This window comes from Nocardioides jiangsuensis (assembly GCF_019679455.1).
GTDB lineage: Bacteria > Actinomycetota > Actinomycetes > Propionibacteriales > Nocardioidaceae > Nocardioides_C > Nocardioides_C jiangsuensis.
In genome coordinates this window covers 296,246-322,852 of record NZ_JAIEZQ010000003.1, presented here as the reverse complement: position 1 = coordinate 322,852, position 26,607 = coordinate 296,246, and the positions used below count along the sequence as shown (strand labels likewise).

31 protein-coding genes are annotated in these 26,607 nt (G+C 72.7%); 8 read left to right on the top strand and 23 right to left on the bottom strand.

The window, feature by feature from the left end:
* Positions 1-53: 53 nt before the first annotated feature.
* Complete coding sequence (locus tag K1X13_RS17420) at positions 54-1,193, bottom strand: serine hydrolase domain-containing protein (RefSeq protein WP_221026412.1); 1,140 nt, start codon at positions 1,191-1,193, stop codon at positions 54-56.
* Between the two features lie 223 nt (positions 1,194-1,416).
* Here K1X13_RS17420 and K1X13_RS17415 point away from each other — a divergent pair, with 223 nt between their 5' ends.
* The gene (locus tag K1X13_RS17415; RefSeq protein WP_221026411.1) at positions 1,417-1,962 is read left to right on the top strand and encodes an NUDIX hydrolase; all 546 of its coding nucleotides are present in this window, start codon (positions 1,417-1,419) and stop codon (positions 1,960-1,962) included.
* A gap of 93 nt (positions 1,963-2,055) precedes the next feature.
* Here the strand turns inward: K1X13_RS17415 and K1X13_RS17410 are convergent, their stop codons facing one another.
* The 5 genes from K1X13_RS17410 to K1X13_RS17390 form a co-directional block, all read right to left on the bottom strand.
* Positions 2,056-2,949 carry an AMIN-like domain-containing (lipo)protein gene (locus tag K1X13_RS17410; RefSeq protein ID WP_221026410.1) on the bottom strand — a complete coding sequence of 298 codons (894 nt, stop codon included), beginning with the start codon at positions 2,947-2,949 and terminating at the stop codon, positions 2,056-2,058.
* A gap of 25 nt (positions 2,950-2,974) precedes the next feature.
* On the bottom strand, positions 2,975-3,913 hold the full coding sequence (locus tag K1X13_RS17405; RefSeq protein ID WP_221026409.1) for a slipin family protein: 939 nt from the start codon (positions 3,911-3,913) through the stop codon (positions 2,975-2,977).
* 38 nt (positions 3,914-3,951) lie between these two features.
* Positions 3,952-4,515 carry a DUF5994 family protein gene (locus K1X13_RS17400; protein WP_221026408.1) on the bottom strand — a complete coding sequence of 188 codons (564 nt, stop codon included), beginning with the start codon at positions 4,513-4,515 and terminating at the stop codon, positions 3,952-3,954.
* Between the two features lie 140 nt (positions 4,516-4,655).
* Complete coding sequence (locus K1X13_RS17395; RefSeq protein ID WP_221026407.1) at positions 4,656-4,961, bottom strand: hypothetical protein; 306 nt, start codon at positions 4,959-4,961, stop codon at positions 4,656-4,658.
* Between the two features lie 66 nt (positions 4,962-5,027).
* The gene (locus K1X13_RS17390; RefSeq protein ID WP_308249618.1) at positions 5,028-5,387 is read right to left on the bottom strand and encodes a metalloregulator ArsR/SmtB family transcription factor; all 360 of its coding nucleotides are present in this window, start codon (positions 5,385-5,387) and stop codon (positions 5,028-5,030) included.
* A gap of 87 nt (positions 5,388-5,474) precedes the next feature.
* On the opposite strand from K1X13_RS17390, the gene K1X13_RS17385 reads away from it, so the two are divergent.
* Both K1X13_RS17385 and K1X13_RS17380 read left to right on the top strand, forming a co-directional pair.
* A complete protein-coding gene (locus K1X13_RS17385) occupies positions 5,475-5,984 on the top strand; it encodes an ArsI/CadI family heavy metal resistance metalloenzyme (protein WP_221026405.1) in 510 nt (169 codons plus the stop codon).
* Between the two features lie 12 nt (positions 5,985-5,996).
* A complete protein-coding gene (locus K1X13_RS17380) occupies positions 5,997-6,200 on the top strand; it encodes a hypothetical protein (protein ID WP_221026404.1) in 204 nt (67 codons plus the stop codon).
* Positions 6,201-6,204: 4 nt separating this feature from the next.
* Here the strand turns inward: K1X13_RS17380 and K1X13_RS17375 are convergent, their stop codons facing one another.
* The 11 genes from K1X13_RS17375 to K1X13_RS17325 form a co-directional block, all read right to left on the bottom strand.
* Entirely contained in the window at positions 6,205-7,812 is a 1,608-nt protein-coding gene (locus tag K1X13_RS17375) for a fused response regulator/phosphatase (RefSeq protein WP_221026403.1), read from the bottom strand.
* Positions 7,809-9,272, bottom strand: a complete 1,464-nt coding sequence (locus K1X13_RS17370; protein ID WP_221026402.1) for an ATP-binding protein — start codon at positions 9,270-9,272, stop codon at positions 7,809-7,811. Before K1X13_RS17370 ends, K1X13_RS17375 begins: the two co-directional genes overlap by 4 nt.
* A gap of 2 nt (positions 9,273-9,274) precedes the next feature.
* The gene (locus K1X13_RS17365; protein WP_221026401.1) at positions 9,275-10,306 is read right to left on the bottom strand and encodes an ATP-binding SpoIIE family protein phosphatase; all 1,032 of its coding nucleotides are present in this window, start codon (positions 10,304-10,306) and stop codon (positions 9,275-9,277) included.
* A complete protein-coding gene (locus tag K1X13_RS17360) occupies positions 10,303-10,722 on the bottom strand; it encodes an anti-sigma regulatory factor (RefSeq protein ID WP_221026400.1) in 420 nt (139 codons plus the stop codon). The genes K1X13_RS17365 and K1X13_RS17360 overlap by 4 nt, the downstream gene beginning before the upstream one ends.
* Entirely contained in the window at positions 10,722-11,144 is a 423-nt protein-coding gene (locus tag K1X13_RS17355; RefSeq protein WP_221026399.1) for an STAS domain-containing protein, read from the bottom strand. The genes K1X13_RS17360 and K1X13_RS17355 overlap by 1 nt, the downstream gene beginning before the upstream one ends.
* The gene (locus K1X13_RS17350) at positions 11,144-12,004 is read right to left on the bottom strand and encodes an STAS domain-containing protein (RefSeq protein ID WP_308249617.1); all 861 of its coding nucleotides are present in this window, start codon (positions 12,002-12,004) and stop codon (positions 11,144-11,146) included. Before K1X13_RS17350 ends, K1X13_RS17355 begins: the two co-directional genes overlap by 1 nt.
* 169 nt (positions 12,005-12,173) lie before the next feature.
* Entirely contained in the window at positions 12,174-12,758 is a 585-nt protein-coding gene (locus K1X13_RS17345; protein WP_221026397.1) for a hypothetical protein, read from the bottom strand.
* Positions 12,759-12,858: 100 nt separating this feature from the next.
* Positions 12,859-14,196: a TolB-like translocation protein gene (locus K1X13_RS17340; protein WP_221026396.1), complete on the bottom strand. Its 1,338-nt coding sequence runs from the start codon at positions 14,194-14,196 to the stop codon at positions 12,859-12,861.
* Between the two features lie 147 nt (positions 14,197-14,343).
* The gene (locus K1X13_RS17335; RefSeq protein WP_221026395.1) at positions 14,344-16,020 is read right to left on the bottom strand and encodes a hypothetical protein; all 1,677 of its coding nucleotides are present in this window, start codon (positions 16,018-16,020) and stop codon (positions 14,344-14,346) included.
* 95 nt (positions 16,021-16,115) lie between these two features.
* Positions 16,116-16,643, bottom strand: a complete 528-nt coding sequence (locus K1X13_RS17330; protein WP_221026394.1) for a hypothetical protein — start codon at positions 16,641-16,643, stop codon at positions 16,116-16,118.
* Positions 16,644-16,737: 94 nt separating this feature from the next.
* On the bottom strand, positions 16,738-17,484 hold the full coding sequence (locus tag K1X13_RS17325) for a glucose 1-dehydrogenase (protein WP_221026393.1): 747 nt from the start codon (positions 17,482-17,484) through the stop codon (positions 16,738-16,740).
* Positions 17,485-17,729: 245 nt separating this feature from the next.
* Here K1X13_RS17325 and K1X13_RS19245 point away from each other — a divergent pair, with 245 nt between their 5' ends.
* The 3 genes from K1X13_RS19245 to K1X13_RS17315 all read left to right on the top strand — a co-directional run bounded on the left by K1X13_RS19245 (position 17,730) and on the right by K1X13_RS17315 (position 19,684).
* Positions 17,730-18,071 (top strand): hypothetical protein, encoded by a 342-nt coding sequence (locus tag K1X13_RS19245; RefSeq protein WP_225915480.1) that lies wholly within the window; start codon positions 17,730-17,732, stop codon positions 18,069-18,071.
* Positions 18,020-19,000, top strand: coding sequence for an HNH endonuclease signature motif containing protein (locus K1X13_RS17320; RefSeq protein ID WP_308249616.1), 981 nt, complete (start codon positions 18,020-18,022; stop codon positions 18,998-19,000). The genes K1X13_RS19245 and K1X13_RS17320 overlap by 52 nt, the downstream gene beginning before the upstream one ends.
* 261 nt (positions 19,001-19,261) lie before the next feature.
* Entirely contained in the window at positions 19,262-19,684 is a 423-nt protein-coding gene (locus K1X13_RS17315; protein WP_221026391.1) for a nuclear transport factor 2 family protein, read from the top strand.
* Positions 19,685-19,771: 87 nt separating this feature from the next.
* On the opposite strand, the gene K1X13_RS17310 is transcribed toward K1X13_RS17315, so the two are convergent.
* The gene (locus tag K1X13_RS17310; RefSeq protein WP_221026390.1) at positions 19,772-20,698 is read right to left on the bottom strand and encodes an LLM class F420-dependent oxidoreductase; all 927 of its coding nucleotides are present in this window, start codon (positions 20,696-20,698) and stop codon (positions 19,772-19,774) included.
* A 176-nt stretch (positions 20,699-20,874) separates the two neighbouring features.
* Here K1X13_RS17310 and K1X13_RS17305 point away from each other — a divergent pair, with 176 nt between their 5' ends.
* Entirely contained in the window at positions 20,875-21,072 is a 198-nt protein-coding gene (locus tag K1X13_RS17305; RefSeq protein ID WP_221026389.1) for a DUF6767 domain-containing protein, read from the top strand.
* Here K1X13_RS17305 and K1X13_RS17300 read toward each other — a convergent pair.
* Positions 21,056-23,515, bottom strand: coding sequence for a penicillin acylase family protein (locus K1X13_RS17300; RefSeq protein ID WP_221026388.1), 2,460 nt, complete (start codon positions 23,513-23,515; stop codon positions 21,056-21,058). The genes K1X13_RS17305 and K1X13_RS17300 overlap by 17 nt on opposite strands.
* Positions 23,516-23,675: 160 nt before the next feature.
* Between K1X13_RS17300 and K1X13_RS17295 the strand changes: the two genes are divergently transcribed.
* The gene (locus K1X13_RS17295; RefSeq protein WP_221026387.1) at positions 23,676-24,302 is read left to right on the top strand and encodes a hypothetical protein; all 627 of its coding nucleotides are present in this window, start codon (positions 23,676-23,678) and stop codon (positions 24,300-24,302) included.
* 137 nt (positions 24,303-24,439) lie between these two features.
* Here the strand turns inward: K1X13_RS17295 and K1X13_RS17290 are convergent, their stop codons facing one another.
* The 4 genes from K1X13_RS17290 to cbiQ all read right to left on the bottom strand — a co-directional run bounded on the left by K1X13_RS17290 (position 24,440) and on the right by cbiQ (position 26,606).
* Entirely contained in the window at positions 24,440-24,739 is a 300-nt protein-coding gene (locus K1X13_RS17290) for a GroES family chaperonin (RefSeq protein ID WP_221026701.1), read from the bottom strand.
* 30 nt (positions 24,740-24,769) lie between these two features.
* A complete protein-coding gene (locus tag K1X13_RS17285; protein WP_221026386.1) occupies positions 24,770-25,039 on the bottom strand; it encodes a DUF3618 domain-containing protein in 270 nt (89 codons plus the stop codon).
* A gap of 65 nt (positions 25,040-25,104) precedes the next feature.
* Positions 25,105-25,863, bottom strand: coding sequence for an energy-coupling factor ABC transporter ATP-binding protein (locus K1X13_RS17280; RefSeq protein ID WP_221026385.1), 759 nt, complete (start codon positions 25,861-25,863; stop codon positions 25,105-25,107).
* The gene (gene cbiQ, locus K1X13_RS17275; protein ID WP_221026384.1) at positions 25,860-26,606 is read right to left on the bottom strand and encodes a cobalt ECF transporter T component CbiQ; all 747 of its coding nucleotides are present in this window, start codon (positions 26,604-26,606) and stop codon (positions 25,860-25,862) included. Before cbiQ ends, K1X13_RS17280 begins: the two co-directional genes overlap by 4 nt.
* Position 26,607: the final 1 nt, after the last annotated feature.

Below are 26,607 nucleotides of genomic sequence, written 5' to 3'. Positions count from 1 at the left end.
TGAGCGGCGCCGTCGGCGCGCCGCCCACCGAGTAGCGGAGCCCGCCCCGGCGCTCACCGGCCGGCGGCGACCCGGTCGGCGATCTCGAGCAGCCGGGCCGGCCAGTCGACGTCGCCGCTGGTGGCGCCGAGCCGGACGATCACCATGTCGTGCGCGGGAAACACCCCGACCATCTGCCCGAACTTGCCCTGTGCGAAGAACGGCGGCCGGTCGCTGCCGTCCGGCGGGCCGACCCACCACAGGTACTGGTAGAAGTCCGCCGGGTCCGTGGTCCGGGAGGCGGCGGTCGCTTCCGCGACCCAGTCCGCCGAGACGATCTGCCGGCCGTTCCACCGGCCCTCGTGCAGCATCATCAGCCCGAACCTGGCGTAGTCCACGGGCCGCGCGTTGAACCCGCTCTCCATCTTCTCGAACCCGTTGTCGGCGGAGTCCAGCGACCACGTGGCATCGGCCTCGGCGCCCAGCGGCTGCCACAGCCGGGTGGACATGTACGTGCTGACCGGCATCCCCGTCGCCCGCTCGAGCACCAGCCCGAGCAGCAGCGGGTGGTAGTTGTCGTAGCGCCAGGTCCGCCCGGGCGGCTCCTCGATGCTGGTGTGGGTGAGCGCGAGCTCCCGCAGGTCCGTGCCGTAGTAGGTCAGCGTGTCGTCGCTCCACGGCAGCCCCTCCTCGACGTACCGGATGCCCGACGACATCGTCAGCAGGTCGCGCACGGTGATGCGAGCGAAACGGGGGTCGCGCTCGGCGAGCTCCGGGAGGTACGTCGTCACCGGGTCGTCGACGCCGGCGATGTGCCCCTCGTCGACGGCGATGCCGACCAGCGTGGACAGGAACGACTTAGCGGCGGAGAACGACGTCTGCCGGTCCTCGGCGCTCGCCCCGTCGAAGTACCGCTCGTAGACCAGCCGGTCCCGGTGTACGACGAGGAACGCCCGGGTGTCGCTCTGCTCGAGGAACACGTCGAGCGGGCGGCCGACGAGGCCGACGTTCACCGGCGCGGACAGGGCCTCCGGCTCCGGGCCTCGAGGCAGCGGGCTCACGTCCTGAGCGGCCGGGACCGTACGTGCGGGGAACCGGAACTGGTCCTCGACGTCGGACTCCATCCAGGCCACGGCCCGGGCCCAGGCGAACTGCGAGGTGAGCAGGTGCGCCGCGCCGTAGACCCCGCCGAGCACGACGAGCACGAGCACCACCAGACCTGCCGTCAGCCTGCGCCACCGCCGTCGACGCGGGCGGGACCGAGGCCGTGCGTCGTCCGCCGCCGTGCCGTTGACCGGACCTGAGCCCACCAGCCCCCAACCCCTCCGTCGAGTCCCATGTGTCGCGAGGGTCAGTCTGCGCGAGCCGCACCACCCGGCACACGGGAATCGTCCAAGTGAGCGCGCTCCGCGCGGTGCGCCCTGCCAGGATGTGGCCGTGAGCGACGACGACGCCCGGTGGCGCGAGCACTTCCCGCAGCTGTTCGCGGAGGCCCATGTCGGCTACGCGGACTGCACGACCGGCTTCACCACGGCGGACGCACCCGACCATCTGGTGTCCCGGCTGCACCTCGTCGCGGTCACGCCACAGGGCCACGTCGTGGCCTGCCGGAGCGAGCAGGGCTGGAGGTTCCTTCCGGGCGGCACCCGCGAGCCGGAGGAGACCCTCCAGGACCTCGCCCGCCGGGAGCTGCTCGAGGAGGCCGGCGCCGTCCTCACCGGCTCCGTCCGGCACTTCGCCACCCACGTCGCGGACAGCAACCGCGCCCAGCCCTTCCGCCCGCACCTGCCCCACCCCCGCACGTACTGGTCCTACGCCGTGGCGGAGGTGGAGGTCACCGGCCCACCGGGCAACCCGCCCGACGGCGAGCGGGTGGTCGAGGTACTCGCGCTGCCCCCGTCCGAGGCGGCGGAGTACCTCGCGCTGCACGACCCGCTGCACGCCGACGTGCTCCGCCTCGCCATCGCCATGGGCCACGTCTGACGCGACCGCCACGACGGCGTGGCGGTGACGCAACGCGCAACGGGGTCGATCACCCGCACCGGGTGCCGGTGATCGACCCGGCAGGGTCGTCGGTCACGGCTCCAGGCACTCGGGGATGGAGTCGGTCCTCCCCATCGGCCGCTCGGTGTCGCCGTCCGGGTCGTAGATCTTCACCCAGTCGACCGGGCCGAGCCGCCGCAGCGTCGGCATGATCTCGCCGGCGACCGTCACCGTCGACCCGCCGCTGCTGCAACGACCGGTCAGCCGGACCCGCGCGACGCCGTCGTCGACGGCGAGGTCGGCGAACCCGGTCGCCCGGGACCGCAGGAGGCGCAGCCCCGTCGCCCGCTCGGCCTTCAGCGGCCCCGCGAAGAGCCGGTCCATGACTCCGGTGGCCGGCGTGTGCGGCCGCACCGGGCGCCACCGCGGCGTGAAGAACGGCTCCTTGTTCGCGAGGTACCGCTTCTCGTCGAAGAGGTAGACCTTGCGGTCGACGGTGCGGAAGGCCGCCCTGATGTCGACGACCACCCGGCTCGGCCGGCGGAGCGTGAACACGTCGACGTGGGTGCGCTTGGCCAGACCGATGCCGTACGTCGTCACCGCCTCGAAGTCACCGGAGCGCACGGCCGTCATGACGTTGGGCAACGCGAAGGCTCTCCGTGCCGGAGCCGTGGAGCCGTCCTGGTCGTGCGCGTTCGCCGGGGAAAGCCGCACCTGGAGGACAGCCCGACCGGCGATCCGGACCGGCAGGCCCGAGGCGTCACCGACCAGCTCGTCGACGTACCGCACCCGGCGGTCCGAGGGCAGCCCGCCCTCGAAGTCGAAGACGACCCGGTTGAAGCCCGGATGGTGCGCGGCCCGGACGCCGACCAACGTCGGGACGGGCGCGGCCGGTGCGGCCGGTGCGGCCGGCGCGCTGACGGGCGCGAAGGCCGGAACCACCAGCCCGGCGAGGAGAAGCGGAGCGACGATGCGCACGACCCTCATGGGACACCCCGTTACTCCGCGCCGGTTAGAACGGCTCGTTGATGCGCCGCTTCCTCATCACCGGCTCGGTGACGCGCGGCCCCGGCTGCGCCGGGATGGTGGGAGCCTTCGCCTCCGCCTCCTCGAGAGCCTCCGCAAGAGCATCCGCCTCGGCCGCCTCACGCGCCGCGGTGTCCTTCCGCCGCGCCTCCGCCGCGGTCGCCTCCCGTGCCAGGAAGCTCCCGAGCTCGCCGATGGTGCTCATCAGCGGGGCGGGGAACACGACGGTGGAGTTCTTGTCGACGCCCAGCTCGACCAGCGTCTGCAGGTTGCGCAGCTGGAGCGCCAGCGGGTGGGTCATCATGATGTCCGAGGCGTTGCCGAGCTCCGCGGCAGCGAGGTGCTCGCCCTCGGCGTTGATGATCTTGGAGCGCTTCTCCCGCTCGGCCTCGGCCTGCTTGGCCATCGCCCGCTTCATGGTGTCGGGCAGCTGGATGTCCTTCAGCTCGACCAGGGTGACCTCGACGCCCCACTCGGCGGTGGTGACGTCGAGGATCTCGCGGATGTCCGCGTTGATCCGGTCGGTCTCCGCGAGGGTCTCGTCGAGGCTGTGCTGGCCGACCACCTTGCGCAGCGTGGTCTGGGCGATCTGGTCGATCGCGGCGCGCACGTTCTCGATCGCGATCACCGACTTCACCGCGTCCACGACGCGGTAGTAGGCCACCGCCGAGACATCCACGCTGACGTTGTCGCGGGTGATGATGCCCTGGGACTGGATCGGCATGGTGACGATCCGCAGCGACACCCGGTGCATGACGTCGACCAGCGGGATGATCAGCCGTAGGCCCGGCTCACGGACGCCGTTCAGCCTCCCGAAGCGGAACACGACGCCCTTCTCGTACTGCTTCACGATCCGGATCGCCAGCGCGAGCGTCACCCCCACGACCACGACGAGGACGATCAGCACGATGACCCAGGTGCTCATGAGAGTGCTCCTTCCCGTGGGACCTCGCGGTCACCACGTCATCGGGGAGGTCGCTGCGACGGCGGGGTGGGATGCGGGTCCCACCACGACCCACCGTCGTCGTTCCAGTGCTCCACGGGCTCCTCGCCGTAGTTGCGGTGCACGGAGCCCAGCAGCGTGGTTGCCGAGAGTGTCGTCGGGGACGAGGCCAGCTTCATGACCGCGAGCGCCTCGTCGGCGGGGGTGGCCGGCGGCACCACCAGCAGGCGCAGCACCTCTCCGGTGGACAGCCGCAGCGCGAGGACGTGGGTGTCGTCGTGAGGGAAGAACCCCACCTTGATGTACCCGCGGGCGATGTCCACCCGGCGGGACACCGGCAGCCAGTCGGGCGGGGAGTACACCGCGCGGATCACCCTGCCGGCGCTCGTCGGGAAGTGGTCGACCAGGTCTGCGAGCTCGGTCGCGAGGTTCCGCGACCGGGGCCACCACGCGCCGTCGAGGGAGCCGTGGCCGGGGTGCGTGGAGAGGACCAGCCGCAGGGGTGCGGGGGCCGTCGCGGGGCCGGTGGTCGTGGGGGTCTCGGAAAGCTCCGCGCGCGTCGGGGAGCCGATAGACGTCGTCATGACGTCCGCCTTTCGAACCGGTTCAGGAAGGGTCGGACGAGGCTTCCTGTTCGGTATCTCCAGACTACTCCGGTTCCACCCGGTCGCTGACCGGGCCGGAGGTCCCGACCACCGCGTACGACGGGCGCCCGGGACCCGCCTCAGCCCCTGCGGCCACGGGACGCCGAGCCACCGCCGGCGCCGGCCCCGGAGAACGCGACGGACACCCCGAGGATGAAGCCGAAGTCGTACCAGTTCCCGTTGTTACGCACCTCGTAGATGTTCACGTCGTCGGTGAACAGCGAGATCACGAAGGTGACCGGGCTGATGATCCCCTGCCACAGGCCGAGCCAGAACCCGGCCGGGTCCTGCCCGGCGTCGACTGCCGGGTTGGGGCCTGCCGCGCAGGACGCGAGCAGGAAGGCCGCCACCGCGACCAGCACCACGACGGAGCGGGCCCGGGTCATCTCGCCAGCATGCTCCGCCGACGGAGACCGCGGCAACACCGCCGGTCCCCTGCGGGGGGCCCCGGGTCAGCCGGCGGCGCCGCCGATGAGCTTCGCCAGGTCGCTGAGCGCCTCGCCGCGGACCTTGTAGTAGACCCACACACCGCGCTTGCTGCGGTCGAGCAGCCCGACCTCGTGCATCACCTTCAGGTGATGGCTGATCGTCGGCTGCGAGAGGTCGAAAGAGTCGGTGAGGTCGCAGACGCACGCCTCCTGCCCCTCGTGCGAGGCGACCAGCGAGAGCAGCCGCAGCCGCACCGGGTCGGCGAGCGCCTTGAGCAGGGGCGCGACCTGGGTCGCCTGCTCCGTCGACAACGGCTCGGTGGCCAGCGGGGGGCAGCACGCGACGGTCTCCACCGGCGTGAGCTCGATCAGAGAATTGGTCACGCCAACATATTGACAGCCGTCGAACTGACTGGCAACCTCTGTCTCAGCCATACATCGATACTCGTCGATATCTAGGAGGAGCCCACCATGTCCCGTCTCCAGCTCGCGCTCAACGTCGACGACGTCGACTCGGCCGTCGCGTTCTACAGCGCCCTCTTCGGCACCGAGCCGGCCAAGCGCCGCCCCGGCTACGCGAACTTCGCCATCGCCGAGCCACCGCTCAAGCTCGTCCTCCTGGAGAACCCCGGCCAGGGCGGCAGCCTCAACCACCTCGGGGTCGAGGTCGCCGACGTGGACACCGTCGACGCCGAGCAGACCCGGCTCGCGGAGCGCGGCCTCGCCTCGGTCGACGAGCGCAGCACCACCTGCTGCTACGCCAAGCAGGACAAGTTCTGGGTGCAGGGCGCACCCGACGGGGAGCTCTGGGAGGTCTACACGGTCCTCGCGGACAGCCCGACCTTCGACGCCGAGCCGGCCGACGGCGGCGCGACCTGCTGCGCCCCCGGCGCCGAGGAGACCGCCGACGTCACCGTCGGCGCCACCGCCGGCGAGACCACCCACCAACCCACCGCCGGGCGTGCCCCGGCCTGCTGCTGAGGAGAAGACACCATGACCCACCCCGACATCGCCACCGCCCTGGCCGCCGACCGCGCCCGCGAGCTGCGTGCCACGGCCACCCGCTCCCGCCTCGCCGCGCTGGCCCGCTGCTGCCGGCCGTCGTGGATCGCGGAGACGACGCAGCGGCTGCGGTCCCGCTTCGCGGAGCGGCGGGCGCTGCGCACCGCGGCCACCCCGGCCCGGTGCTGCGCCTGAGCCGCTAGACCGACGAGGTCAGGTCGTCTGCACGGTCGGCGTCCTCGTGCTGCTCCACCACGTCGAGCAGCACGAGGGCGACGTCGTCCTCGCCGGCGCCCCATCGGGCCATGAGCTCGTCGCACAGCTCCTCCGCGGTGCCGACCCCGGCCAGCAGATCACGTGAGAGCCGCTCCAGCGCCGTACTGATCGACTCGTCCCGGCGCTCGACCAGGCCGTCGGTCATCAGCACGATCCGGTCGCCGGGCACCAGTGCGATCGTCTCCGGCTCACCCGGCGGGACGTCCACGCCGAGCAGCGGGCCGCCCGGCTCGAGGTACTCCGCGACCCCGTCCTTGACGACCAGCGGCGGCAGATGGCCGGCGTTCATCACGGTGACGCTGCGCCGGTCCGGCGGGAAGACGAGCATGCAGACCGTCGCGGTCATCTCCGGGTGGCTGCGCAGCAGGACCGCGTTGATCCGCTGCATCACCTCCGGCGGCGAGTAGCCGTCGTGCGCATAGGCCCGCAGCGAGTAGCGCAGCTCCGCCATCAGCACCGCAGCGGCGAGTGAGTGCCCCTGGACGTCGCCGATCACCACGACGCTGCTGCCGTCGTCGGTCTGGAACGCGTCGAAGAAGTCGCCGCCGATCTCCGCCTGCTCCCCCGACGCCTTGTAGCGCGCGGCCACGTCGAGGCCGGGCAGCGGCGGCAGGGTCGCCGGCAGCAGGCTGCGCTGCAGGGTGAGCGCGATCCGGTGCTCCTCGGCGAAGACGCGCAGGTTGGAGTGCGCGACCGACACCGACTGCGCCAGCTGGCGCAGGAGCAGCCGGTCGTCCGCCTCGGACTCAGGAGTGCCCGGCGCCCCGACGAGGCCCACGACCTCGTGGCCCTCGCGCACCGGCATCACCGACCAGGTCCCCTGGCCGGCCTCGGGCAGCAGCGTCGTCCAGGGCTCGTGGCTTCCCTCGACGAGCGTGGCGCCCTTCGCCTCGGTGACCAGGGTCGCCACGACGTCGGCGGGGATGCTCCAGGTGGTGGTGACGCCGTCGGCGCTGGTCCGCGCGGCGAGGCTGCGGCCGTCGTCGCCCACGAGCATCGCCACCGACTCCGACTCCAGGACCCGGGCCGTTCCCTCGGCGGCGGCGCCGACCAGCCGGGCCAGGTTCACCGCCACGTTGATCCGCAGGTTGGCGGTGCTGAGCCGGCTGAGCCGGGTGGCGAGCCGCTCGGCGCTGCGACGGGCGCCGGAAGACCGGAGCAGCGCCCGCACCGTGGAGAGCAGCTCCAGCGGCTCGATCGGGTCGATCAGGTAGGCGTCGGCACCGTAGTCGAGCCCGGCGCTGCGCTGCTCGGGGTCGACCGCGATGGCCGAGATGTGCAGCACCGGCATCGCCGCCGTACGCGGGCCCTGCTTGATCGCCCGGCACACCTCGAAGCCGTTCATGTCGGGCAGGTGCACGTCGAGCACCGCGAGGTCCAGGCTGCCACCCGCGACCAGGTCCAGCGCCTCGTTGCCGGTGGCCGCCTCGACCACCTGGTATCCCGCGCGGCGCAGCCAGCTCGAGATCACGTAGCGCTTGGCGTCGGTGTCGTCACAGACCAGGATCGACACCGTGGAGGGGTCGTTCATCGGCCGTCGTTCTCCTGTCCTCCCCGGGACGGGTCATGGTGGTGCGCCGGTCCCGGTCCCGGCTCGGTGGTGGTCGCGGAGCCGGTCTCGTCGGCCGCCGAGGGTGGCCGGCCGTCGACCGGCAGCTCCACCAGGAACGTGCTGCCCTTCCCCGGGGTGCTCTGCACCCGGAGGTCGCCGCCAAGGATGACCGCGACCCGCCGCGCGAACGCGAGCCCGAGACCGGTCCCCTTCGCGCTGGTCTGCAGCCGGCCGCGCACCTGGTAGAACTCCTCGAACACCTTGGCCTGGTCCTCGGGCGAGATGCCGATGCCCTCGTCGCGGACCGAGACCCGCACCACCCGCCCGTCCTCGACCGGGGTGGCCGCCAGCGTGATCGCGCCGTGCTCGGTGAACTTGACCGCGTTGCTGAGCAGGTTGCGCAGCACGTGCCGGAGCAGGGTGCCGTCGGTGCGCAGCCGGGTCACCTCGGTGGGCTCGTCGACCACGAGACGTACGTCGTCCCGCGTGATCAACGGACGCGTGGTCCCCTCCAGCTCGCGGAAGAGCGTCGCGAGGTCCACGTCGTCGATGACCGGCTCGATCCGCCCGGACTCCGCCTTGGCCAGGTCGAGCAGCTCGTTGACGAGCCGGAGCAGGTCCTCGCCGCTGGAGTTGATGAACTCGATCTGGTGTCGCTGCTCGTCGGTGAGCGGGTCGACGCCGTTGCGGTCGAGCAGCAGCCGGGCCAGGCCCAGCACGCTGTTCACCGGGGTGCGCAGCTCGTGGCTGATGTTGCGCAGGAAGCGGGTCTTGCTCTCGCTGGCCTCGCGCAGCAGCGCGTTCTTCTGGTCGATCTCGGCGTAGAGCGCCACGACACCGCGGTTGGTGTCCTCGAGCTCGGTCGACAGCTCGTTGTAGAGCGCGAGCACCCCGTGGTTGGTCTCCTCGAGCTCCGCGTTGACCCGGAGCAGCTCCTGCTTGCGGGCCTGCGCCTCGTCGAGCGCCGCGAGCAGCTCGGCGTTCTGCGTCCGCAGCTCGTCGAGCGGGCTCCGATGGACCGAGGCGGCGAGCCTGCGGCGCAGGTCCGAGCCGCGGACGTCGTCGAGGAGGACCGGTGAGGTGATCCGCTTCTCCAGCGTCACCACGGCGTGACCCGCGGCGTCGGTGGACTCGGTGACCCCGTCGACGAGCCGGCCGGCAGCGGCGAGGCCCGCCGAGTCCTCGCTGGGCGGGAGCCTGTCCACGGCGTTGCACGTCACCACGACCCGGAGCAGCCCCGGGCTGGGCAGCGAGAACACCACCCGGCCACCGCCGGACGCGACCACGTCCCGGCTGACCTCGCTGAGCGCGGTGGCGACCCGGACCAGGTCCTGGCCGTCCATGCCGACCGCGGCGGCGACCTCTCGCCCGCCCTGGCGCGCGGCGAAGACGTCGACCTCGGAGCCGAGCTCGATCGCGTACACCTCCTGGACGCCCATGCTCAGGCCACCTGCGCGACCAGGACGCTGGCGTCGTCGGGACGGACCCCCGCGTCACGGAGGATCGAGGTCGCGACGACGAGCGGCGTGTGGTTCAGCAGCCCCGGCAGCTCGGCGGTGTCCCACCGGTCGCGGACACCATCGCTGTGCATGACGACGTAGGAGGTCGGGGTGACGTCGTACACCAGCGACCGCGGCACGCGCGCGTGGTGGCCGACGATGCCGGGGTGGCTGACCAGCCCCTTGGTGGCGCCGTTGTCGACCACACGGCCGGCGATGTTGCCGATCCCGGCGTAGGTGAGCAGCGCGCGCCGCGGCTGGAGGTGGCCGATCGCGATCGCGGCGCCGCGGGTCGGCTGGAGGGCGCGGTGCAGCTCGCGGAGCAGCTCGGCGGGGCTGTGGTGGGTGGACTCGCGGAACACCCGGACCGCCTCCGACGAGGCGCGGGCGGCGAGCGGCCCGTGGCCCAGCCCGTCGGCGACCATCAGTAGCAGGCCGTCGTGGACGCTGCGCACGGCGTAGGCGTCGCCGCAGATCTCCTCGCCGCTCATCACCCGGGTCAGCCCCGCGGCAGGCTCGGGCGAGACCTCGACCCCGGCCGGCCACAGGGTGGCGGTGACCACGGTGCCGTGGCCGGGGGCGGAGTGGACGTCGTACCGGCTCGACAGCCGGGCCACGGCGCCGAGCCCGATGCCGAGGGTGCCGGCCGTGGACCGGCCGTCGGCGAACACCGCCCGCGGGTCGCGCATCCCGGGCCCGCTGTCGACGGTCACGATCTCGACACCGCCGACCCCGTCGGAGCGCAGCAGCCGCAGGAGCACGGCGCCGTCGCGAGCGTGCTTGACGAGGTTCGTGGCGAGCTCCGTCGCGACGATCCCGACCTCACCGGTCCGGGTCTCGGAGAAGCCCACCTGGCGGGCGAGCTCGACCAGGCGGCGGCGCACCGTGCCCGGCGAGCTGGGGTCGTCCACGCGCAGCCAGCCGACGTCCTCGACGACGGCGAGGCCGTACGAGTCGTCCGCGGCATGAGTCATCGCGTCCACTTCACCACACTGACCGTGGTCCCGGTGCCGACATCGGTGCTGACCTCGAACTCGTCGACGAGCCGGCGGGCACCGGACAGGCCCAGGCCCATGCCGCTGCCGCTGGTCCAGCCGTCGGTGAGCGCGAGGTCGAGGTCCGGAATGCCCGGTCCCTCGTCGACGAACACCGCACGCACGCCGCGGCGCGGGCCGAGCCTGACGACCTCGACGGTGGCCCGGCCGCCCCCGCCGTAGACGAGGGTGTTGCGGGCCAGCTCGCTGGCCGCGGTGACCAGCTTGGTCTGGTCCACCAGGGACAGCTTGGCGGAGAGCGCGAGGGTCCGCGCCGCCTGCCGGACCCGGACGACGTCGGCGTCGGTGTGGATCTCGTGGATCTCCCCGGACTCCACCACGACCGGCGTGGGCATCAGTCTCCCGGGGCGGACACGGTGTCGATGGCTCCGTGCTCGTCCGGTTCGAGCTCGTCGTCGCGCACCTCGGTGGAGGCGGCCAGCATCGCCATCCCGCGGTCGACGTCGAGGGCGGTCCTGACACCGCCGAGGGAGAGCCCGAGCTCCACGAGGGTGATCGCGACGGCGGGGCGCATGCCCACGACCACCGTCTCCGCGTCGAGGACGCGCGAGATCGAGGCGATCGTGGAGAGCATGCGGCCGATGAAGCTGTCGACGATCTCCAGCGCCGAGATGTCGATGAGGACACCCCGGGCGCTGGTGGCGACGATCTTGTCGCCGAGGTCCTCCTGCAGGGCCAGCGCGATGTGGTCCTGCAGGTCCACCTGGATCGAGACGAGCAGGATGTCGCCGATCTTCAGGATGGGGACGCGGTCCATCAGCGGTCCCGGCGTCCGGTGCGGCGTACGACGTCGGTGCCCTGCTTGCGCAGCGCGGCCAACAGCGCCTCGGACAGCGACGCCTTCGTGGAGATGTCACCGAACTCGATGCCGAGGGCGACCACGGTCTGCGCGATCTGCGGGCGGATGCCGGAGATGATGCACTCGGCGCCGAGCAGCCGGGCGGCCTGCACCGTCTTGAGCAGGTGCTGGGCGACCTGGGTGTCGACCGCGGGCACACCGGTGATGTCGATGATCGCGTGCTCGGAGCCGGTGTCGACCAGCGCCTGGAGCAGCTTCTCCATCACCACCTGGGTGCGTGCGGAGTCGAGGGTGCCGACCAGCGGCAGCGAGATGATCCCGTCCCACAGCTTGACCACGGGCGTGGACAGCTCGAGCAGCGCGTCGGCCTGCTCGCCGATGACCGCCTCGCGGGCCTGCGCGTAGACCTCGAGCATGTAGAGGCCGAGCTCGTCGATCAGCCGGGAGAAGTCCGCGAAGCTGCGGTAGGCGGCGAGGTCGCCGTGCTCCTCGAGCACGCCGAGCATCGCCTCCTTCAGCGCGAAGACGCCGACCGCCGTCTCGGTCGAGGAGAAGCCCTGCCGGGCCCGGGTGTGGCTGACGTCGGCGAGCAGCGCGCGCAGCTCCGCGAAGGAGGCGTCGGCCAGGGTGTGGCGGTCGCCCTCACCGACGCCGGCGACCAGCGCGTCGTACATCTCACGGACGTCGCGCTCGAGCTCGGCACGCGTCATGCGGCCCTCGAGCGACTGGGCCGCGGCCTCGCTCCAGCGGGCGACGACCTCGTCACCGTTGCGCCTGAGCAGCGTCGCCCAGCCCTTGTCCACGGCTGCGTCAGCCACTGGCCTCTCCTCGTTGTCGACGATGTGCCCCCGGAGGGCCCGAAGCATAGTCGCACGCGGGGTTCCGCCGTCCAAGCGGAACGCGCGAGAGAGAAGGCCGCCCGTGCCGGGCACGTGGCCGGGGTACGACGCCGGGGTCACCGCCCCGGGCAACGGGGCGCACGGGGTCCTACCAGGGCCAGGCCACCGCGACCGCGTCCACGGCGGCCAGCCCGGCGAGCCCTCCGGCCCCGCCGGCGACGGTGAGCAGCGCCGCCGCGACCAGGGCGGGCCGGCGCCAGAGAGGCCTGCGGCGCGCCTGGACCGGGACGACCGGGTACGGCTCGAGGCGGGCCTCCAGCAGCCCGGCGACCTCGTTGACCTCGGAGGTGGAGAGCACGACCGGCGACGAGCGGCGCACGTGGTCATAGGTCATCGTGGAGGTCACCAGCACCTCGTCGAGGGTCGTCGACACCGGCACCTCCTCGCGGAAGCACAGCACCGGCAGCGTCCGGGACCGGTAGCGCTCGGGCAGCAGCGCGGCGACGGCCCGCGCGGCCTCGCGGCGGTCACGGAGCGCGGCGTCGCCGGCCTCGACCGGCTCGTGGGTGCAGTAACCGATCACATGGATGCCGCTCGGCCCGATCGACACGTGGTCGACCTTCTCCTCGGGCCGGTCCGGACGCCGTACGTCGCGGACGTGCCGCCACCGGATCTCGGCCAGGCGGGCCAGATCCCCTGGCCTGCGCTGCTCCCGGACGGCCTCCCGAGCCATGTGTCCTCCCCTGGTCGTGCCCCTGGTAAAGGGTAGGAAAGGTAAAGGCGTCGCGTGGCCGGTTTTCCGGAATCGGGACGACATCCGCGCCTGGTCCAGATCAGCGGTGCCACGCGAAGACGTCGAGCCAGCCGTTGGTGTCGCCCGGGACCAGGTTGCGGGCGTAGGACTCGTAGACCAGGGTCTGCCCGTCGGCGCTGATCGCGACCCCGTTCCGGCCGCTGTCCTCGTCCCCGGGAGTGCCGTCCGGGGCGACCGAGGCCTGCGTGGTCACGCCCCGCCGCAGGTCCCGCACGAACACGTCCACCCCGGGGATGTCCCCCGCGACCAGGTTGGTGGCCGCGGACATGAACCCGACGTACCGCCCGTCGTGCGACAGGCTCGGGATGCCGCTCTCCTCGTTGGCGTTGCCGCCCCGGCGGGACACGGTCACCTTGACGAAGCGACCGGTCCCGAGGTTCAGCCGGAACACGTCGGACAGGTGGCCCTTGTCCCCGTCGACCACGAACCGGCTGCGCGTGGAGAAGGCGACGAAGCGGCCGTCGCCGGAGACCACGGGGCGGCCCACGGTGCCGGCGGGGAAGGGCTGGCTCGGGTCGTCGGTCTCGTGCCAGAAGCGCGTCGTCCGCCCCGCCACCCGGTCCCGCACCCAGGCGCTGTTGTCGTCGCCGAAGGTGATCTTGCGGCCGTCGGCGGAGATCCCCCCGACCAGCACGCCGGACCGCACGTCCTTGCCGGCGGGGGTGAGCGAGACCTGGCGGGTGGTGCCCCGGCGACGGTCGTGCACGTAGACGTCCTCGCGGCGGTCCTGGTCGCGGGGCCCGAACCTGCCGAAGGTCTGGAAGGCGACGTAGCGGCCGCCGCCGGAGATGACCGGGAAGAAGCTGTTGCGGCCGGTCTGCTTGCCCGCGCTGGTCCGGGAGACCAGACGGAGCGCGCCGGTGGACATGTCCTTCACCAGCACGTCGAGGGTGTGCCCGTTGGTGTCCTTGACCAGGTTGCTGGCGAAGCTGGTGAACGCCACGAAACGGCCGCCGCCCGAGATGCTCGGCTCGACGCTGTAGTCGTTGCCGATCCTGCCCTTCGCGGTGGTGCTGACCAGGGTGGTGGTGCCCGCGACGGTGTCGCGCCGGTAGACGTCGTCGAGCCGGTTGGTGTCCTCCGGCACCAGCGCCGACCCGGTGGAGAAGACCACGTAGCGGCCGTCGGCGGACGCGACCGTGGCCGAGCCGTTGATACGGCTCTTGGACGTCGCCTGGGCGCCGTCGACGTCGCGCAGCGCGACGAGCTGGTTCGAGCCCGTGACCGCGGCCGCTGCCACGCCCGCGTCGTCGGCCGCGGTGGGCGGGGTGGCCGCCGTGGGCGGGGTGGTCCCGAGGACGGCGGCCGTGGAGAGGCCGGCCAGGATCAGGCTGGTACGGGAGCGGGTGGTGCGCATGGCGGTCCTCGGTCGTCGGGCGGGGCCGGCTGCCCCGGCGGATTCGTGACGTGGTGTCACCCCTCAGGACGCGGGCCGGGGCCCGGAGGTTGCATCACCGAGGGCGTCGTACGGCGTCGCTCACCCCGCGCCGGGCGCAGGCGTCGCTCAGACCGTGCCGGCCGACCCGTCGGGACCGACCAGCTCGATCCGGGACCGCTGCTGGAGCACGGTGACGGCGGAGGGCGCGAGGTCGGCGTGCAGCTCGTAGGCGCCGGCGCCCTGCCCGGTCTCGTCCACGGTCAGCCGCTCGACGTGCGCGTCGAGGAAGCGGACCGGACGGCGGGCGTCCTGGCCGTGCGCGCCGAGCAGCAGGTGCGGTGCCCAGACCCCGGTCCACCGCTGCCCCTCCCCCGCGGCGTCGTCCCGGTTGAGCGCCAGGTGGTAGAGGTCGGCGTAGGCGTTGTCGAAGAGCACCACCCCGGCGTAGCGGTAGCCGTTGCGGTGCGCCCCGTGCACCAGCCCCGAGCCTCCGTTGCGGTAGCCGACGACGTCGGCGACGCGGTGCGGCCGGTTGTCGTCCTGCCAGACGTAGAGGCCGTCGCCGGCACAGTTGTGCGCGACCAGGTCACGCGCCACCCACTGGTTGTCCGGCCGGTCGCTGGCGAACGCCGGCCACGCGAACCCGGCGGCGCCGGTTCCTCCGTGCACGCCCACCGCCACGCAGTCCCGGATCGTCGTGCCCCGGCCCAGCCCGAGCAGGAAGCCGGCCGGGCTGCCGCTCCCGACCGGGTCGTGCCGCACGTCGAACGCGGCGCAGTGCTCCCACAGCAGGTCGTCGGTGGGGTGCCGCTCGTCCCACCAGTAGGCGTCGTCGCGGATCCGGAACGCGACGCAGTCGCGCAGGGTGATCCCGTGGGAGCCGTGCGGGACGAAGGCGCGCGAGGAGTCGCGGACCACGCATCCCTCGACCAGCGTGCCGCGCGACCCCTCCCCGCAGTGGTGGAAGTGCAGCGGGTACCTGCCCAGGACGGGCTCGCTGGCCGCCGCCGACGCCGCGGAGAAGTAGCCCGGCGGGTACTCCGCCTCGGTCGAGGCGCCGAGCCTGCCCGGCGTCACGCCGGCGTGGTGGAACGCGTCCTGCGCCACCCGCCGCCGCGGGCCCAGCCACCGGAACAGCACGTGCCGCACCCGCTGCGGCGACGTGCTGCTGACGAACACGTGCGCCCGCGCCCCGGGGGCGCCCTCGACGACCACGTTCCGGGTCAGGTCGAAGACCTCGGTCGGGTGGCGCGACCCGTCCGGGCCCTCCACCACCGGGACGGGCACGCCGGGGGTGTGCGTCCGGTACGTCGCGAAGTCCCCCCGGTCCTGCGGCGCCCGCAGCAGCAGGTCACCCGCCCGCCAGGAGGGGTCTCGGCCCGTACGGTTCCAGCCGGCGCGGGGCGTCCCGGCGAGGTCCAGGGCGCCGGCCCCGACCACCCACAGGCCCACGTCCGTGGCCACCGGGTAGCCGCCTCCCCCGACGAAGCGGGACTCGTCGACGTCGCGGAACCGGAGCGTGTGCACCACGTCGGGACGCCGCGGCCGCATCCGCAGGAGGCCCTCGACGACGACGTTGCCGGTCACGGTCAGGGTCGTGGAGACGTCCGGGTCCAGCTCGAGGACGGCGCCGGCCGCGACGTCGACCGCGGCTGCCTCGACCGTCCCGGACAGAGTGGTCGCTCCGTGCGCCACGACCAGCCGCCGCGCGGGGGCGGTGGAGACCCGGTCCGCGGTGCACGCGGCCAGCGCGAGGCCAGCCGCCGTCCCGGCGACACCCTGCAGGAAGGTGCGACGCCGCACGCGCTCACCCCCGTCACCACCGGTGGCCTCCTCTTCCGACGGTAGGAGCGGCGGCGCGGATGCTCCACCGCTTTTCGCCGGGAGGTCGGCTTGGCTCAGACCGCGGGACGGTCCCCGGGCGGTGCGCTCGCCGGCCCGCCCGCTCCCCCGTCGTACGGGTGGTCCCAGTCCACGCAGGAGCGGACGTAGCGGAACGACCACGGGTGATCGCCCCGGCCTTCTGCCCGCCATCCCTCGGCGTCGAGCCGCCGGCACAGGTCGGCCAGCGCGTCGGTGAGGCCGGGGCTGACCGCCTCGTCCGGTGGGACGTCGTCGGGGATGCTCCGCAGCCGCGGGAACGGCGAGCCGGTGACCTGGTACGTCGGCCAGCGCGGGTCGTCGCTGCGCGCACGCCCCACGAAGCGGCAGTAGGCGCTGCCGTACTGGGAGCCGAGGGTGGTCAGCAGGCTCGCCCACCACGACGTCCCGCCGACGTCCTCGAGCTCGACCTCGAGGGTGTCGAGGGCGTCGGTCACCGGGAACCACCGCCGGCGGGACTCCTCGAACCACCAGGCCCCGTCGGGGCTGTAGCGGCCAGGTCCCTGCTGCGGACCGAGGGGATGATCGTGCGCTCGTGTGCTCATCTGCCTCACCTCTCCATCCTCAGGCTCCCCGGACGCCCCGTGTCGAGGAGCGGGGCGAACGTCCCCCGGCGGCGGGACGAACGCCGGACCGGGGCTACTCCGCGTCGGCGACCAGGAGGGACCCGACGGTGGCGCCCCCGTCGACCACGAACTCGCAGCCGGTCGAGTAGGTGGCGTCCGCGGCCACGAACAGCGCCATCTTCGCCACCTCCTCCGGCTCCCCGAACCGCGCGATCGGCTGGGCAGCGGTCATCGTGTCGTCGAACTGCGCGGTCATCGGGGTACGGATCGGGCCCGGGTGGATCGAGCAGACCCGGATGCCATCAGGAGCGAGCTCGAGGGCAGCGGTCTTGGTCAGCCCCCGCAGCCCCCACTTGCTGGCGACGTACGCCCCGAGGTTGGAGTACCCCATCAACCCGGCCGTCGAGGAGACGTTGATGACGACGCCTCGACCCGCCCGACGCAGCGACGGTACGGCGGCGTGCATGCCCATCCACGGACCGACGAGGTTCACGTCGAGAACGTGCTGGAACTCCTTGGGCGACTGCTCCTCGATCGTCCCGAACTCCACGATGCCGGCGTTGTTCACCAGGATCCCCACCGCCCCGAACTCGCGCGACGCGAGGTCCATGACCGCCTGCCACTGCGCCTCGTCGGCCACGTCGAGGGAGGCGAAGCGTGCCGGCTCACCGAGCTCGGCGGCCAGCGCCTTCCCCTCGCTCTCGAGGCGGTCGGCGATCACCACCGTCGCCCCCTCCGCGACGAACAGGCGGGCGATCGAGGCCCCGATGCCCCGCGCCCCACCGGTGACCACGGCTACCCTGCCGTCCAGCTTCCCCACCACACTCACTCCCTCTGCTCGCGGCTACTGCTTCCACTCGAACGCCGCCGACGCCGGTGGCGAAGTGCCCGACGGCACGACCTGAGGAGCCGATGGTCCCGAATCGTCGACCCACAGGCGCGGACGGTCGTACCGGAGGGCGCCCCTCCGGCCAGGAGACGTCCACAGGTCGCACGGCGGTCGGTTCGTCCGCGGTCTCGAGAACATGCTCGCCGACCTGGCCCGTTCGCACATATGTTCGATCCATGAGCACGACGCCCACGCCGCCCGGCGACGAGACCCGCGACCACGTGATCGCCCGTTTCTCCGGCGCGGCGCTGCGGGCGTTCGAGCGGGTCGCCACCGCGCCGGCGTGGTCGATGAGCCCGGCGGAGCAACGGACCACGCTGCTCGAGCTGGACCGCCTGACCTCGGCGCTGGCGGAGCTGCGCCTGCGGCTGCTCGCCGCGGCGGACAAGGGCGACGTGGGGGCCGCGAGCGGGGCTTCGTCGACCGCGGGCTGGTCGCCCACGCGACACGGCAGGTTCGCCCCTCGGTGTCCTCCGACGTCAGGCTGGCGAAGGCACTGGACGAGCGGTTCGAGCTGACCCGGGCCGCCATGGCGTCGGGCACGGTGAACCCCGACCAGGCGCGCGTGATCGTGCATGCCGTCGACCACCTGCCCGACGACCTCGAGCCCGAGTGGCGCGCGCGGGCCGAGGCGCACCTTGTCGAGAGCGCGGGCGAGGTCGACGCCAAGACGCTGCGCATCCTGGGCCGCCGGATCCTCGACGTCCTGGACCCCGGCGCCGCCGACGACCGCGAGGGCAGGAAGCTCGAGGACGAGGAGCGTCGCGCCCGTCGTGCGACGTACCTCCACCTGCGCGACAACGGCGACGGGACCCACTCCGGCACGTTCAAGATCCCCGACCTCCACGCCGCGATGCTGACCAAGGCACTCCAGGCTCTGGCCGCGCCCCGTCGGGTCGGCGAGGCCAGGTACGACCCCACGTCCGGGCGGAAACGGCCCTACGCCGAGCTGCTCGGCCTGGCTTTCTGCGAGCTCGTCGAGCGCTACCCCACCGACCGGCTCCCGTCGGCCGGCGGCAACAACGCCACCATCGTGGTCACCATCCCGTTGGACTTCCTGCTCCGCGGCATCGGCGCCGCCACGCTCGACGACGGCACACGCGTCTCCGCCGCCGAGGCACGACGACTCGCCTGCGACGCGGGGATCATCCCGCTGGTGCTCGGTGGCGAGTCCGAGCCCCTGGACATCGGTCGCGAACGCGGCTTCCACACCCGGCACCAACGGCTCACCCTGGCGCATCGCGACCGGGGATGCCGTGCGGACGGGTGTGACAGGCCACCGTCCTGGACCGAGGCGCACCACGAGATGCCCTGGTCACGCGGCGGTCCCACGGACCTCGCGCACGGGGGCCTGCGCTGTTTCCACCACCATCGGCTCGAGCACGACGACGCCTACGACAAGACGCTGCTGCCGAACGGCAGGATCCGCTACCACCGACGCACGTGAGACCCGGCCGACGGCGCACGCACCTCCGCTCACCAACGCGCCGTCGGATTCCGGGTCGTGCGCGAACGCGGACTCAGAGACGACCCCCGGTGGCACCGGCCGGACACAACGGCCCGGAGGGGGCAGTCCGGCTGTGCCATGGTCTCGCGCCAACCGGCGGAGGACAGTGGAGCGAACAGCAGATCAGTGTCCGGCCGACACCCCGGCGACTTCTCCGCGCGGGGCGAGGGGTGCCGGGCGGTGACGCCAAGGGAGTGCACGATGAGCTCAGCGATCGACCTCGACGACCGCGCCAAGACCGTGGTCGAGGACTACGACGCCATTCGCGACGTCGTTCAGATGTGCCTCGACGGCGAAGCGACCGGCAACGTGGAGAAGCTGCGAACGGCCTTTCACGAGGACGCGCGCATGTTCGGGTCACTCGCCGGCGAACGCTACGACGTACCCATCTCCGAACTCATGGCGATGTCGGCGAAGGCACCGGCCGACACCGGGCAGTACCGGTCGCGGATCCTGTCTGTCCACCAGACCGGTGACGCAGCGCTGGCAACAGTGGCCGAGGAGGGCTACTGGGGAACGGTGTCGTTCATCGACTACCTGTCGCTGGCGCGCATCGACGACCGGTGGAAAATCGTGAGCAAGCTGTTCGCCCACACCGCGGGCGACCCACCCGACCTCGGGTAGCGCCCGGCGTCGTCCCGGAGCCTCCTCCAGCCGACGGGCACACGCACCGTGACGACCAACGCCGTCCCCGCGCTGGGGTCGCACCGGTCAGAGCTGGGGCATGACCTTCTCGGCCACCAGTTCCAGGTGGTCCAGGTCGCCGAGGTCGAGCATCTGCAGGTAGATCCGCTGCGAGCCCGCCGCGGCGTAGCGGCCGATCTTCTCGGCGACCTCGTCGGGCGTTCCGGCGAGGCCGTTCTCGCGCAGCTCGTCCACGTCACGACCGATGGCCGCGGCACGTCGCGCGATCTCGGCCTCGGTGTCCCCGCAGCAGAGCACGAGCGCGTTCGAGTACGTCAACGAGGACGGGTGCCGGCCCTCGTCCGCGCATGCCGCGCGGACCCGCTCGAAGAGCACCCGGGTCTGCTCGATGCCGTCGAACGGGACGTTGAACTCGTCGGCGTACCTCGCCGCCAGGGCGGGAGTGCGCTTCTTGCCCTTCCCGCCGATGAGCACCGGAGGGCGTGGCGACTGCACCGGCTTGGGGAGTGCGGGCGAGTCCGAGAGCCGGTAGTGCTCTCCCTCGAAGTCGAACCGCTCCCCCGCGGGCGTGCCCCACAGGCCGGTGATCACGGCGAGCGACTCCTCGAGCCGGTCGAAGCGCTCACCGGTCGCGGGGAACGGGACGCCGTAGGCGGTGTGCTCCCGCTCGTACCACCCGGCGCCGATGCCGAGCTCGACCCGCCCGCCGCTCATCTGGTCGACCTGCGCCACCGAGATCGCGAGCGGTCCCGGGTAGCGGAACGTCGCCGACGTCATCAGCGTCCCGAGCCGGATGCTGCTCGTGTCCCGGGCGAGACCCGCCAACGTGATCCAGGCGTCGGTGGGGCCCGGCAGCCCCTCGGTGCCCATGCCGAGGTAGTGGTCGGAGCGGAAGAACGCCCCGTACCCGAGGTCCTCCGCGGTCCGCGCGACGGCGAGCAGGTCGTCGTACGTCGCACCCTGCTGCGGTTCGGTGAAGACTCGAAGCTCCATGACGTCAGCCTGCCACGGCCGCGCCGGCGGAACCGGCCCGCAACCCCGGCCCGCGCACGGGACGACAGGACCAACGGCCCGCCGGGTCGGGCTGTTCGGCGGGACGCCGCGAGGCGACTCGCAGGTTGTACTGGGTGAGACCTCACGCCATCAGGCGCAACCCCCAGGAGGCCACGATGCCCCGGACCCTGCCGGAGGCCAGGTGCCCGATCCGGCCCGGCGACGCGTGCTCGCTGTGCCAGTCCGGCGCGACCGGTCCGCAGGACTGCGGCCTGGTCTATCTCGTGATGGCCGACCCGGACCTCCGGGAGGAGCTGAACCGCGTGCGACGCCTCCAGCAGCAGGACGCCGCCCGGCTCAGCCCCGGCCGCTGACCCGGTAGCTGCGCACCAGGTCGCCGCGGATCTGCCGGTCCGTCCACGGGAAGTCCACCCACTGCTCGCGGCCGAACAGCCGGGTCTGGTCCGAGGAGTACCGCGACGTCGGGTCCAGCGACTGCCCGTAGGTGAGGATCGTGTCCGCGTCCACGCCGTGGTCGGTGAACGCGACCGCCTGGATGTGGGAGGAGCCGTAGCTGACCGGGTAGAGCCGGTCCCGGTTGGTGGCCGGGAAGCGGCTCGACACGGCGTTGGCGTTGCCGGCGAAGCCCTCTCCGCCGCCGACCGGGATCGCGGGGGCGCCGTCGTCGCCGGCCACCTGGAGGGAGCCCCAGCGGGCGCCGAACGGCACCTGCCTCTCCCGCAGGTACGCCAGCGCGTCGCGCATCGCGGCCACCACCTGCGGGTTCTTCTCGTTCAGGTCACGCGGGGTGCCGACCGGGTCGGCGGGGTCGAACGGAACCTCCCACAGCAGCTCGGCGGGGACGCGCTTCCAGAACTCCTGGAAGACGTGCGTGCCGACGCTGCGGGTGTCGGAGCGACCGTCCCAGGTGGTCAGCACGTCGCACGCCCGGCCGCCGTCGGCCGCGAGGCAGACCTCGTGCAGGTCGCCGTCGCGACGGGCCAGCTCGGCGCCGAAGACCCGGTTCTCGTGCTCGAAGAGCCGCAGCGTGCGGTGGGAGACCCGGCGGTCCGCGGCCAGTCCGTCGCGCCCGGCGAGCCGGTCCATCACGTAGCGGTAGACCATCCGGGTCCGCAGGCTCCGCTCACAGCGCTCGCAGCCGATGATCCGGTCGTAGCCCTCGAGCCGCTGCTCGGGGTTCGGCAGCCAGTAGCTGTCGTTGGCGTTGACCACCCAGTCCCGGCGAAACGTCTCGGGCAGGTTGCCCGGACCGAACACGCCGGGACGGCTCGCGTCGGCGTCGGTGCGCCAGGCGCAGTCGCCGGAGGCGCGGGTGCCGTCGAGACCGGGCAGCCCGGCCAGCTCGAACAGCGCCGCGCCGACCGGGGTGAGGCAGCGCGCGACGACCTCGTCGGGGACGTTGGGTACGACGGAGTGGTCGGCGTAGAGCACGTTGCCCGCCCGGTCCGCGGCGATCGTGTTCACCCAGGGCATGCCGGCCCCGCGGTCCTCGGCTGCGAGCAGCTGCCGGACGTTGTGCGCCTTCGCCATCCCGTGGAACGTGTCGATCGTGCGCAGGTGCTCGGCGTTGGCGTCGCGGATCGCGAAGAAGCTCGCCGGTGACCACGGCATCAGCACGTCCGGGGCGTGAAGCACGTAACCCTGGGCGGTGCGGTAGACGTCCTCGGTGACCGTGCGCAGCCGGCCGTCCCGCCCCTTGGCCAGGAACGACACCTCGCGACGCCGCAGCTCGCGCGGCCCCTCCTCGGTGAGGTAGGTGGTGGGCGCGCCGGGGACGGTGCGGTACTCGTAGGGCGTGAACCGGTAGGCGGTGGAGACGGTGTGGCTCCACGCGACGTCGTCGTTGAAGCCGATGTTCACCACCGGCGACCCGATCAGGCTCGCGCCCGCCACGTCGTACTCGCCGGGGATCGTCAGGTGGGACTGGGTGAACCGGTAGCGGCCGCGCCACGGGAAGTGCGGGTTGCCCAGCAGCATGCCGTGACCGGTGGCGGTCGAGTCGGCCCCCACGGCTGTGGCGTTGGAGCCGAACGGCGCCCGCGGGTCCTTGCCGAGGCCGGCGAACAGGTCGTCCCTCGAGGGCAGGGAGCGCGGCACCTCGGCGAACGACGCGGTGCCGGTGGCCGGCAGGCCCGGGTCGTCGGCGGTGGGCGGCGCGGCGTCGGCGATCTGCGGCACGAACACCCCGGTCGAGGCGAGCAGGTTCGCGGCGTAGACGCCGTACCAGAGGTCGAGCGGAGTGGCGGTCGGCCTGATCCACGCGGCACCCCGGCAGGCCGGGTCCTCGATCCCGGGCGAGCCGCCGACTGAGCGCAGGTACCGGTTGATGCCGGCCGTGTAGCCGCGGACGATCGCCTTGGTCTCCTGGCTGGGCCCGCGGCGCGGGTCCGCGAGCAGCCGCTCGACCACCCGCCGGTTGCGGATGTCGGTGAACAACGTGTCGGTCTGCCGGTTCGTGGCGTCGAGCGTCACGTGGTCGCGGTAACGACGGTTCGCGCCGAGGTAGCGGGACCGCTCGCCGCGGGCGGTGAGCAGCGTGTCCGCGAGCGAGCAGATCGAGGTCTCCGCGGTCGCGAAGCCGTGCCCGAACCCGAGCGAGCCGTAGTCGCGCGCGGTGATGTGCGGGATCCCGTGCTCGGTGCGCCGGATCGTCGCCCGGTACACCCCGTCCGCGGGGCGCAGCAGCGACGTCGCGGCGGTCGCCTCCACGGTGGTGGTGGCCGCCTGTACGGCGACCAGCGCGGGAAGCAGGGCGAGCGCAGCGAGTACGGCGGTGGCACGGCGCGAGAAGCTCATGGGCTCTCCGGTCCTCGGGGGGGTGGTGAACCCTCAACGCGGCAGGGTGGAACAAGTTATGGTTTCGCCGACGCCGGCCGGGCGCTCCCGCCCGTGCCACGCGGATGTTTGCCGCCCGGGGGCCCGGGTACGTCCACTCCACCGAACTGAGGAGGGACCCATGAGCACCGAGAGCATCATCTGGCTCGTCGTGGTGGCGCTCGTCGTCATCGCGATCATCGCCGCCGTCGCGGCCGCGGCGAACAAGCGCAAGAAGGCACACAACCGTGAGCGCGCCGCCGAGATCCGGGAGCACGCGACGACCCAGGCCACCAAGCTCGAGAAGCACGAGGCCCGCGCACGTGAGACGGAGGCCGCCGCTGCGGCGTCGCGCGCCGAGGCCGAGCGCAAGGCCGCCGAGGCGCAGCGCCTCGAGGCCGAGGCAGCCGAGCGCCAGCACGTCGCCGCCGCGCACCGTGACGAGCACCAGGAGCAGCTGCGCCGCGCCGACGAGCTCGACCCGGACGTGCGTCACCCCGCACCGTCGACCACCACGGACGGCGCGCACACCACGACGTCCACCGCCGGCGCGCACACGACGGCGTCCACCACCGGCGCGCCCACGACGGCGGCGGACACGCACACCACCCCGACCGGCACGCACCCGACGGACGACACCGTCGGGACGCCCCGCGGCGACCACCTCACCGAGGACACGCCCCGCCCGGACGGGGTCGCCGAGACCACCCACCCGGCCGAGCCGACGTCCGACGACACGGCGCACACCACCGGCACGCACCGCGCCTGACCTGCGGTCCGGCCGGCACACCGGCCACCCGACGACGAAGGCCCCGACCATCCCGGTCGGGGCCTTCGTCGTGTCCTGAAGAGTCCTGCTGTGCTGTGGGCCGGCCGCGCCGGCGGACGTGCTGGAGGGGTCCTCCGTCAGAGGTAGAGGCCGGTCTGGCTGTCGCCGACCCGGTCCGCGGCCACGGCGTGGATGTCGCGCTCGCGCATGACGACGTACTCCTCGCCCTGCACCTCGACCTCGGCCTTCTCCTCCGGGTCGAAGAGCACCCGGTCGCCGACCTCCACAGCGCGCACGTGCGGCCCGACAGCCACCACCTTGCACCAGGCCAGCCGGCGCCCACTCATCGCCGCGGTGGCGGGGATGACGATGCCGCCGCTGGAGCGCCGCTCCCCGGCCTCCTTGTCGAGCGCGACCAGGACGCGGTCGTGCAGCATCCGGATCGGGGTCTTCTCCTGCGTCACGGGCTAGTTCGAGACCTTCCTGGCAACGACGGCGAGCACCACGACGCCGCCGACGCCGGCGACGACCTTGAGGATGTTGTCCTTCCGCGGACCCGTCACCGGGTCGACGAAGAAGCCCTTGAAGCTGGCCATCTCACGCTTGGCGATGGTCTTGGGGCTGGACCGGTGGAGCAGCTGGTCGATCGTCCCGGCGAGCCGCGCCCGCGTGGCCTCGATCTCGTCCTCGATCGTGTCGGGTGCACGAGTGTCGACCGGCTTCTCGGCGTGGCTCACGTTGTCTCCTCGTTCTGGGGTGCTCGATCATGCGTCCGGACGGGCCCGGTCACACCAGTCGAAGGTTACCCGGCGGAGGGGGAACCAATCGTGCGGGGATCGAAGCCGAACGGCAGCTCGAGGCGGTGCGCGGACATCAGCGCGTCGTCGGTGAGCACGTCGTACGTCGCCCCGTCCGCGACCACCACGCCGTCGGAGAGCACCACCGACCGCGGGCACAGCTCGAACGCGTAGGGCAGGTCGTGGGTGACCATCAGCACCGTCACGTCGAGGCCGCGCAGGATCTCGGCGAGCTCGCGGCGGGAGGCGGGGTCCAGGTTCGAGGACGGCTCGTCGAGGACCAGGATCTCCGGCTCCATCGCGAGCACGGTGGCCACCGCGACCCGGCGGCGCTGCCCGAAGGAGAGGTGGTGCGGCGGGCGGTCGGCGAAGTCGACCATGCCGACCTTGTCGAGGGCCTCGCGCACGCGGCGCTCGAGCGCCTCCCCGCGGAGACCGAGGTTGGCGGGGCCGAAGGCGACGTCGTCGCGCACGCTCGGCATGAACAGCTGGTCGTCGGGGTCCTGGAAGACGATCCCGACCCGGCGCCGTACCTCCTGCACGTTCGGCTTGGTCACCGGCAGCCCGGAGACCGACACCGAGCCGGCGCCCGCGGCGAGGATGCCGTTGAGGTGCAGCACGAGCGTGGTCTTGCCGGCGCCGTTGGGGCCGAGCAGGGCGACCCGCTCGCCGCGGTGGACGTGCAGGTCCACCCCGAACAGCGCCTGGTGGCCGTCGGGGTAGGCGTAGGCGAGGCCGCGTACGTCGAGGACGGGGGTGCTCATGCGTGGTTCCCGGGGGTCGTGCTGGACGGGGCCGCGGTCGTCGGGGTGGCGTTCGTCGCGCCGGGGGTCGTCGCGCCGGGGGTGAGGCTGCCGGTGTAGCCGCGGGACAGCATCGCGAGGTGCACCCGCTCGCCCCGCTCGTAGGAGCGGATGAACAGCGCACCGGCCGAGCGCGCGACCACCGGCCAGTGACGGACCGACCGCGCGCTGAACCCGCGGGACTCGCGGGCCACGCGCATCCGGCGCATCTCCTCGGTGACCACGTCGAGGTAGCGGATCATGAAGCCCAGGATCTGCACGAGCTGGTGCGGCACGCGGAGCCGCTCGAGCCCGGCGAGCAGGTCCCGGGGCTCGGTGGTCGCGGCCAGGGTGAGGCTGGCGACCACGCCGAGCGTGCCCTTCGCCAGCAGCCCCCACGCGGCGAGCAGGCCGTCCTCGGCCAGGGACAGCCCGAGTACGTCGACGCGGGGGCCCGTGGCCACGAACGGCATCAGCAGCGCGAAGACCACGAACGGGACCTCGACCACCATCCGCTTCACGATGTAGAGCGGCGGCACCTTCGAGGCCGCGATCACCGCGACCAGCAGCGCGAGGTAGACCCCGAAGACCGGGAACCAGGTGCGCGAGGTCGCCACCACGACCAGCATGAAGACGAGCAGCGAGGCCACCTTGAGGTGCGCCGGCGCCCGGTGCACCACGGAGTGGCCGTGGTAGTGGAGCTTGTGGCCGTGTCCCGCGCCCATG

Bases quoted from the DNA above. Each gene is read 5' to 3' on its own strand.
- K1X13_RS17410 (WP_221026410.1), bottom strand. From the start codon at position 2,949: ATGAGGGTCGTGCGCATCGTCGCTCCGCTTCTCCTCGCCGGGCTGGTG.
- K1X13_RS17405 (WP_221026409.1), bottom strand. From the start codon at position 3,913: ATGAGCACCTGGGTCATCGTGCTGATCGTCCTCGTCGTGGTCGTGGGG.
- K1X13_RS17400 (WP_221026408.1), bottom strand. From the start codon at position 4,515: ATGACGACGTCTATCGGCTCCCCGACGCGCGCGGAGCTTTCCGAGACC.
- K1X13_RS17395 (WP_221026407.1), bottom strand. From the start codon at position 4,961: ATGACCCGGGCCCGCTCCGTCGTGGTGCTGGTCGCGGTGGCGGCCTTC.
- K1X13_RS17385 (WP_221026405.1), top strand. From the start codon at position 5,475: ATGTCCCGTCTCCAGCTCGCGCTCAACGTCGACGACGTCGACTCGGCC.
- K1X13_RS17380 (WP_221026404.1), top strand. From the start codon at position 5,997: ATGACCCACCCCGACATCGCCACCGCCCTGGCCGCCGACCGCGCCCGC.
- K1X13_RS17375 (WP_221026403.1), bottom strand. From the start codon at position 7,812: ATGAACGACCCCTCCACGGTGTCGATCCTGGTCTGTGACGACACCGAC.
- K1X13_RS17370 (WP_221026402.1), bottom strand. From the start codon at position 9,272: ATGGGCGTCCAGGAGGTGTACGCGATCGAGCTCGGCTCCGAGGTCGAC.
- K1X13_RS17365 (WP_221026401.1), bottom strand. From the start codon at position 10,306: ATGACTCATGCCGCGGACGACTCGTACGGCCTCGCCGTCGTCGAGGAC.
- K1X13_RS17360 (WP_221026400.1), bottom strand. From the start codon at position 10,722: ATGCCCACGCCGGTCGTGGTGGAGTCCGGGGAGATCCACGAGATCCAC.
- K1X13_RS17355 (WP_221026399.1), bottom strand. From the start codon at position 11,144: ATGGACCGCGTCCCCATCCTGAAGATCGGCGACATCCTGCTCGTCTCG.
- K1X13_RS17345 (WP_221026397.1), bottom strand. From the start codon at position 12,758: ATGGCTCGGGAGGCCGTCCGGGAGCAGCGCAGGCCAGGGGATCTGGCC.
- K1X13_RS17340 (WP_221026396.1), bottom strand. From the start codon at position 14,196: ATGCGCACCACCCGCTCCCGTACCAGCCTGATCCTGGCCGGCCTCTCC.
- K1X13_RS17330 (WP_221026394.1), bottom strand. From the start codon at position 16,643: ATGAGCACACGAGCGCACGATCATCCCCTCGGTCCGCAGCAGGGACCT.
- K1X13_RS19245 (WP_225915480.1), top strand. From the start codon at position 17,730: ATGAGCACGACGCCCACGCCGCCCGGCGACGAGACCCGCGACCACGTG.
- K1X13_RS17315 (WP_221026391.1), top strand. From the start codon at position 19,262: ATGAGCTCAGCGATCGACCTCGACGACCGCGCCAAGACCGTGGTCGAG.
- K1X13_RS17310 (WP_221026390.1), bottom strand. From the start codon at position 20,698: ATGGAGCTTCGAGTCTTCACCGAACCGCAGCAGGGTGCGACGTACGAC.
- K1X13_RS17305 (WP_221026389.1), top strand. From the start codon at position 20,875: ATGCCCCGGACCCTGCCGGAGGCCAGGTGCCCGATCCGGCCCGGCGAC.
- K1X13_RS17300 (WP_221026388.1), bottom strand. From the start codon at position 23,515: ATGAGCTTCTCGCGCCGTGCCACCGCCGTACTCGCTGCGCTCGCCCTG.
- K1X13_RS17295 (WP_221026387.1), top strand. From the start codon at position 23,676: ATGAGCACCGAGAGCATCATCTGGCTCGTCGTGGTGGCGCTCGTCGTC.
- K1X13_RS17290 (WP_221026701.1), bottom strand. From the start codon at position 24,739: ATGCTGCACGACCGCGTCCTGGTCGCGCTCGACAAGGAGGCCGGGGAG.
- K1X13_RS17280 (WP_221026385.1), bottom strand. From the start codon at position 25,863: ATGAGCACCCCCGTCCTCGACGTACGCGGCCTCGCCTACGCCTACCCC.
- cbiQ (WP_221026384.1), bottom strand. From the start codon at position 26,606: ATGGGCGCGGGACACGGCCACAAGCTCCACTACCACGGCCACTCCGTG.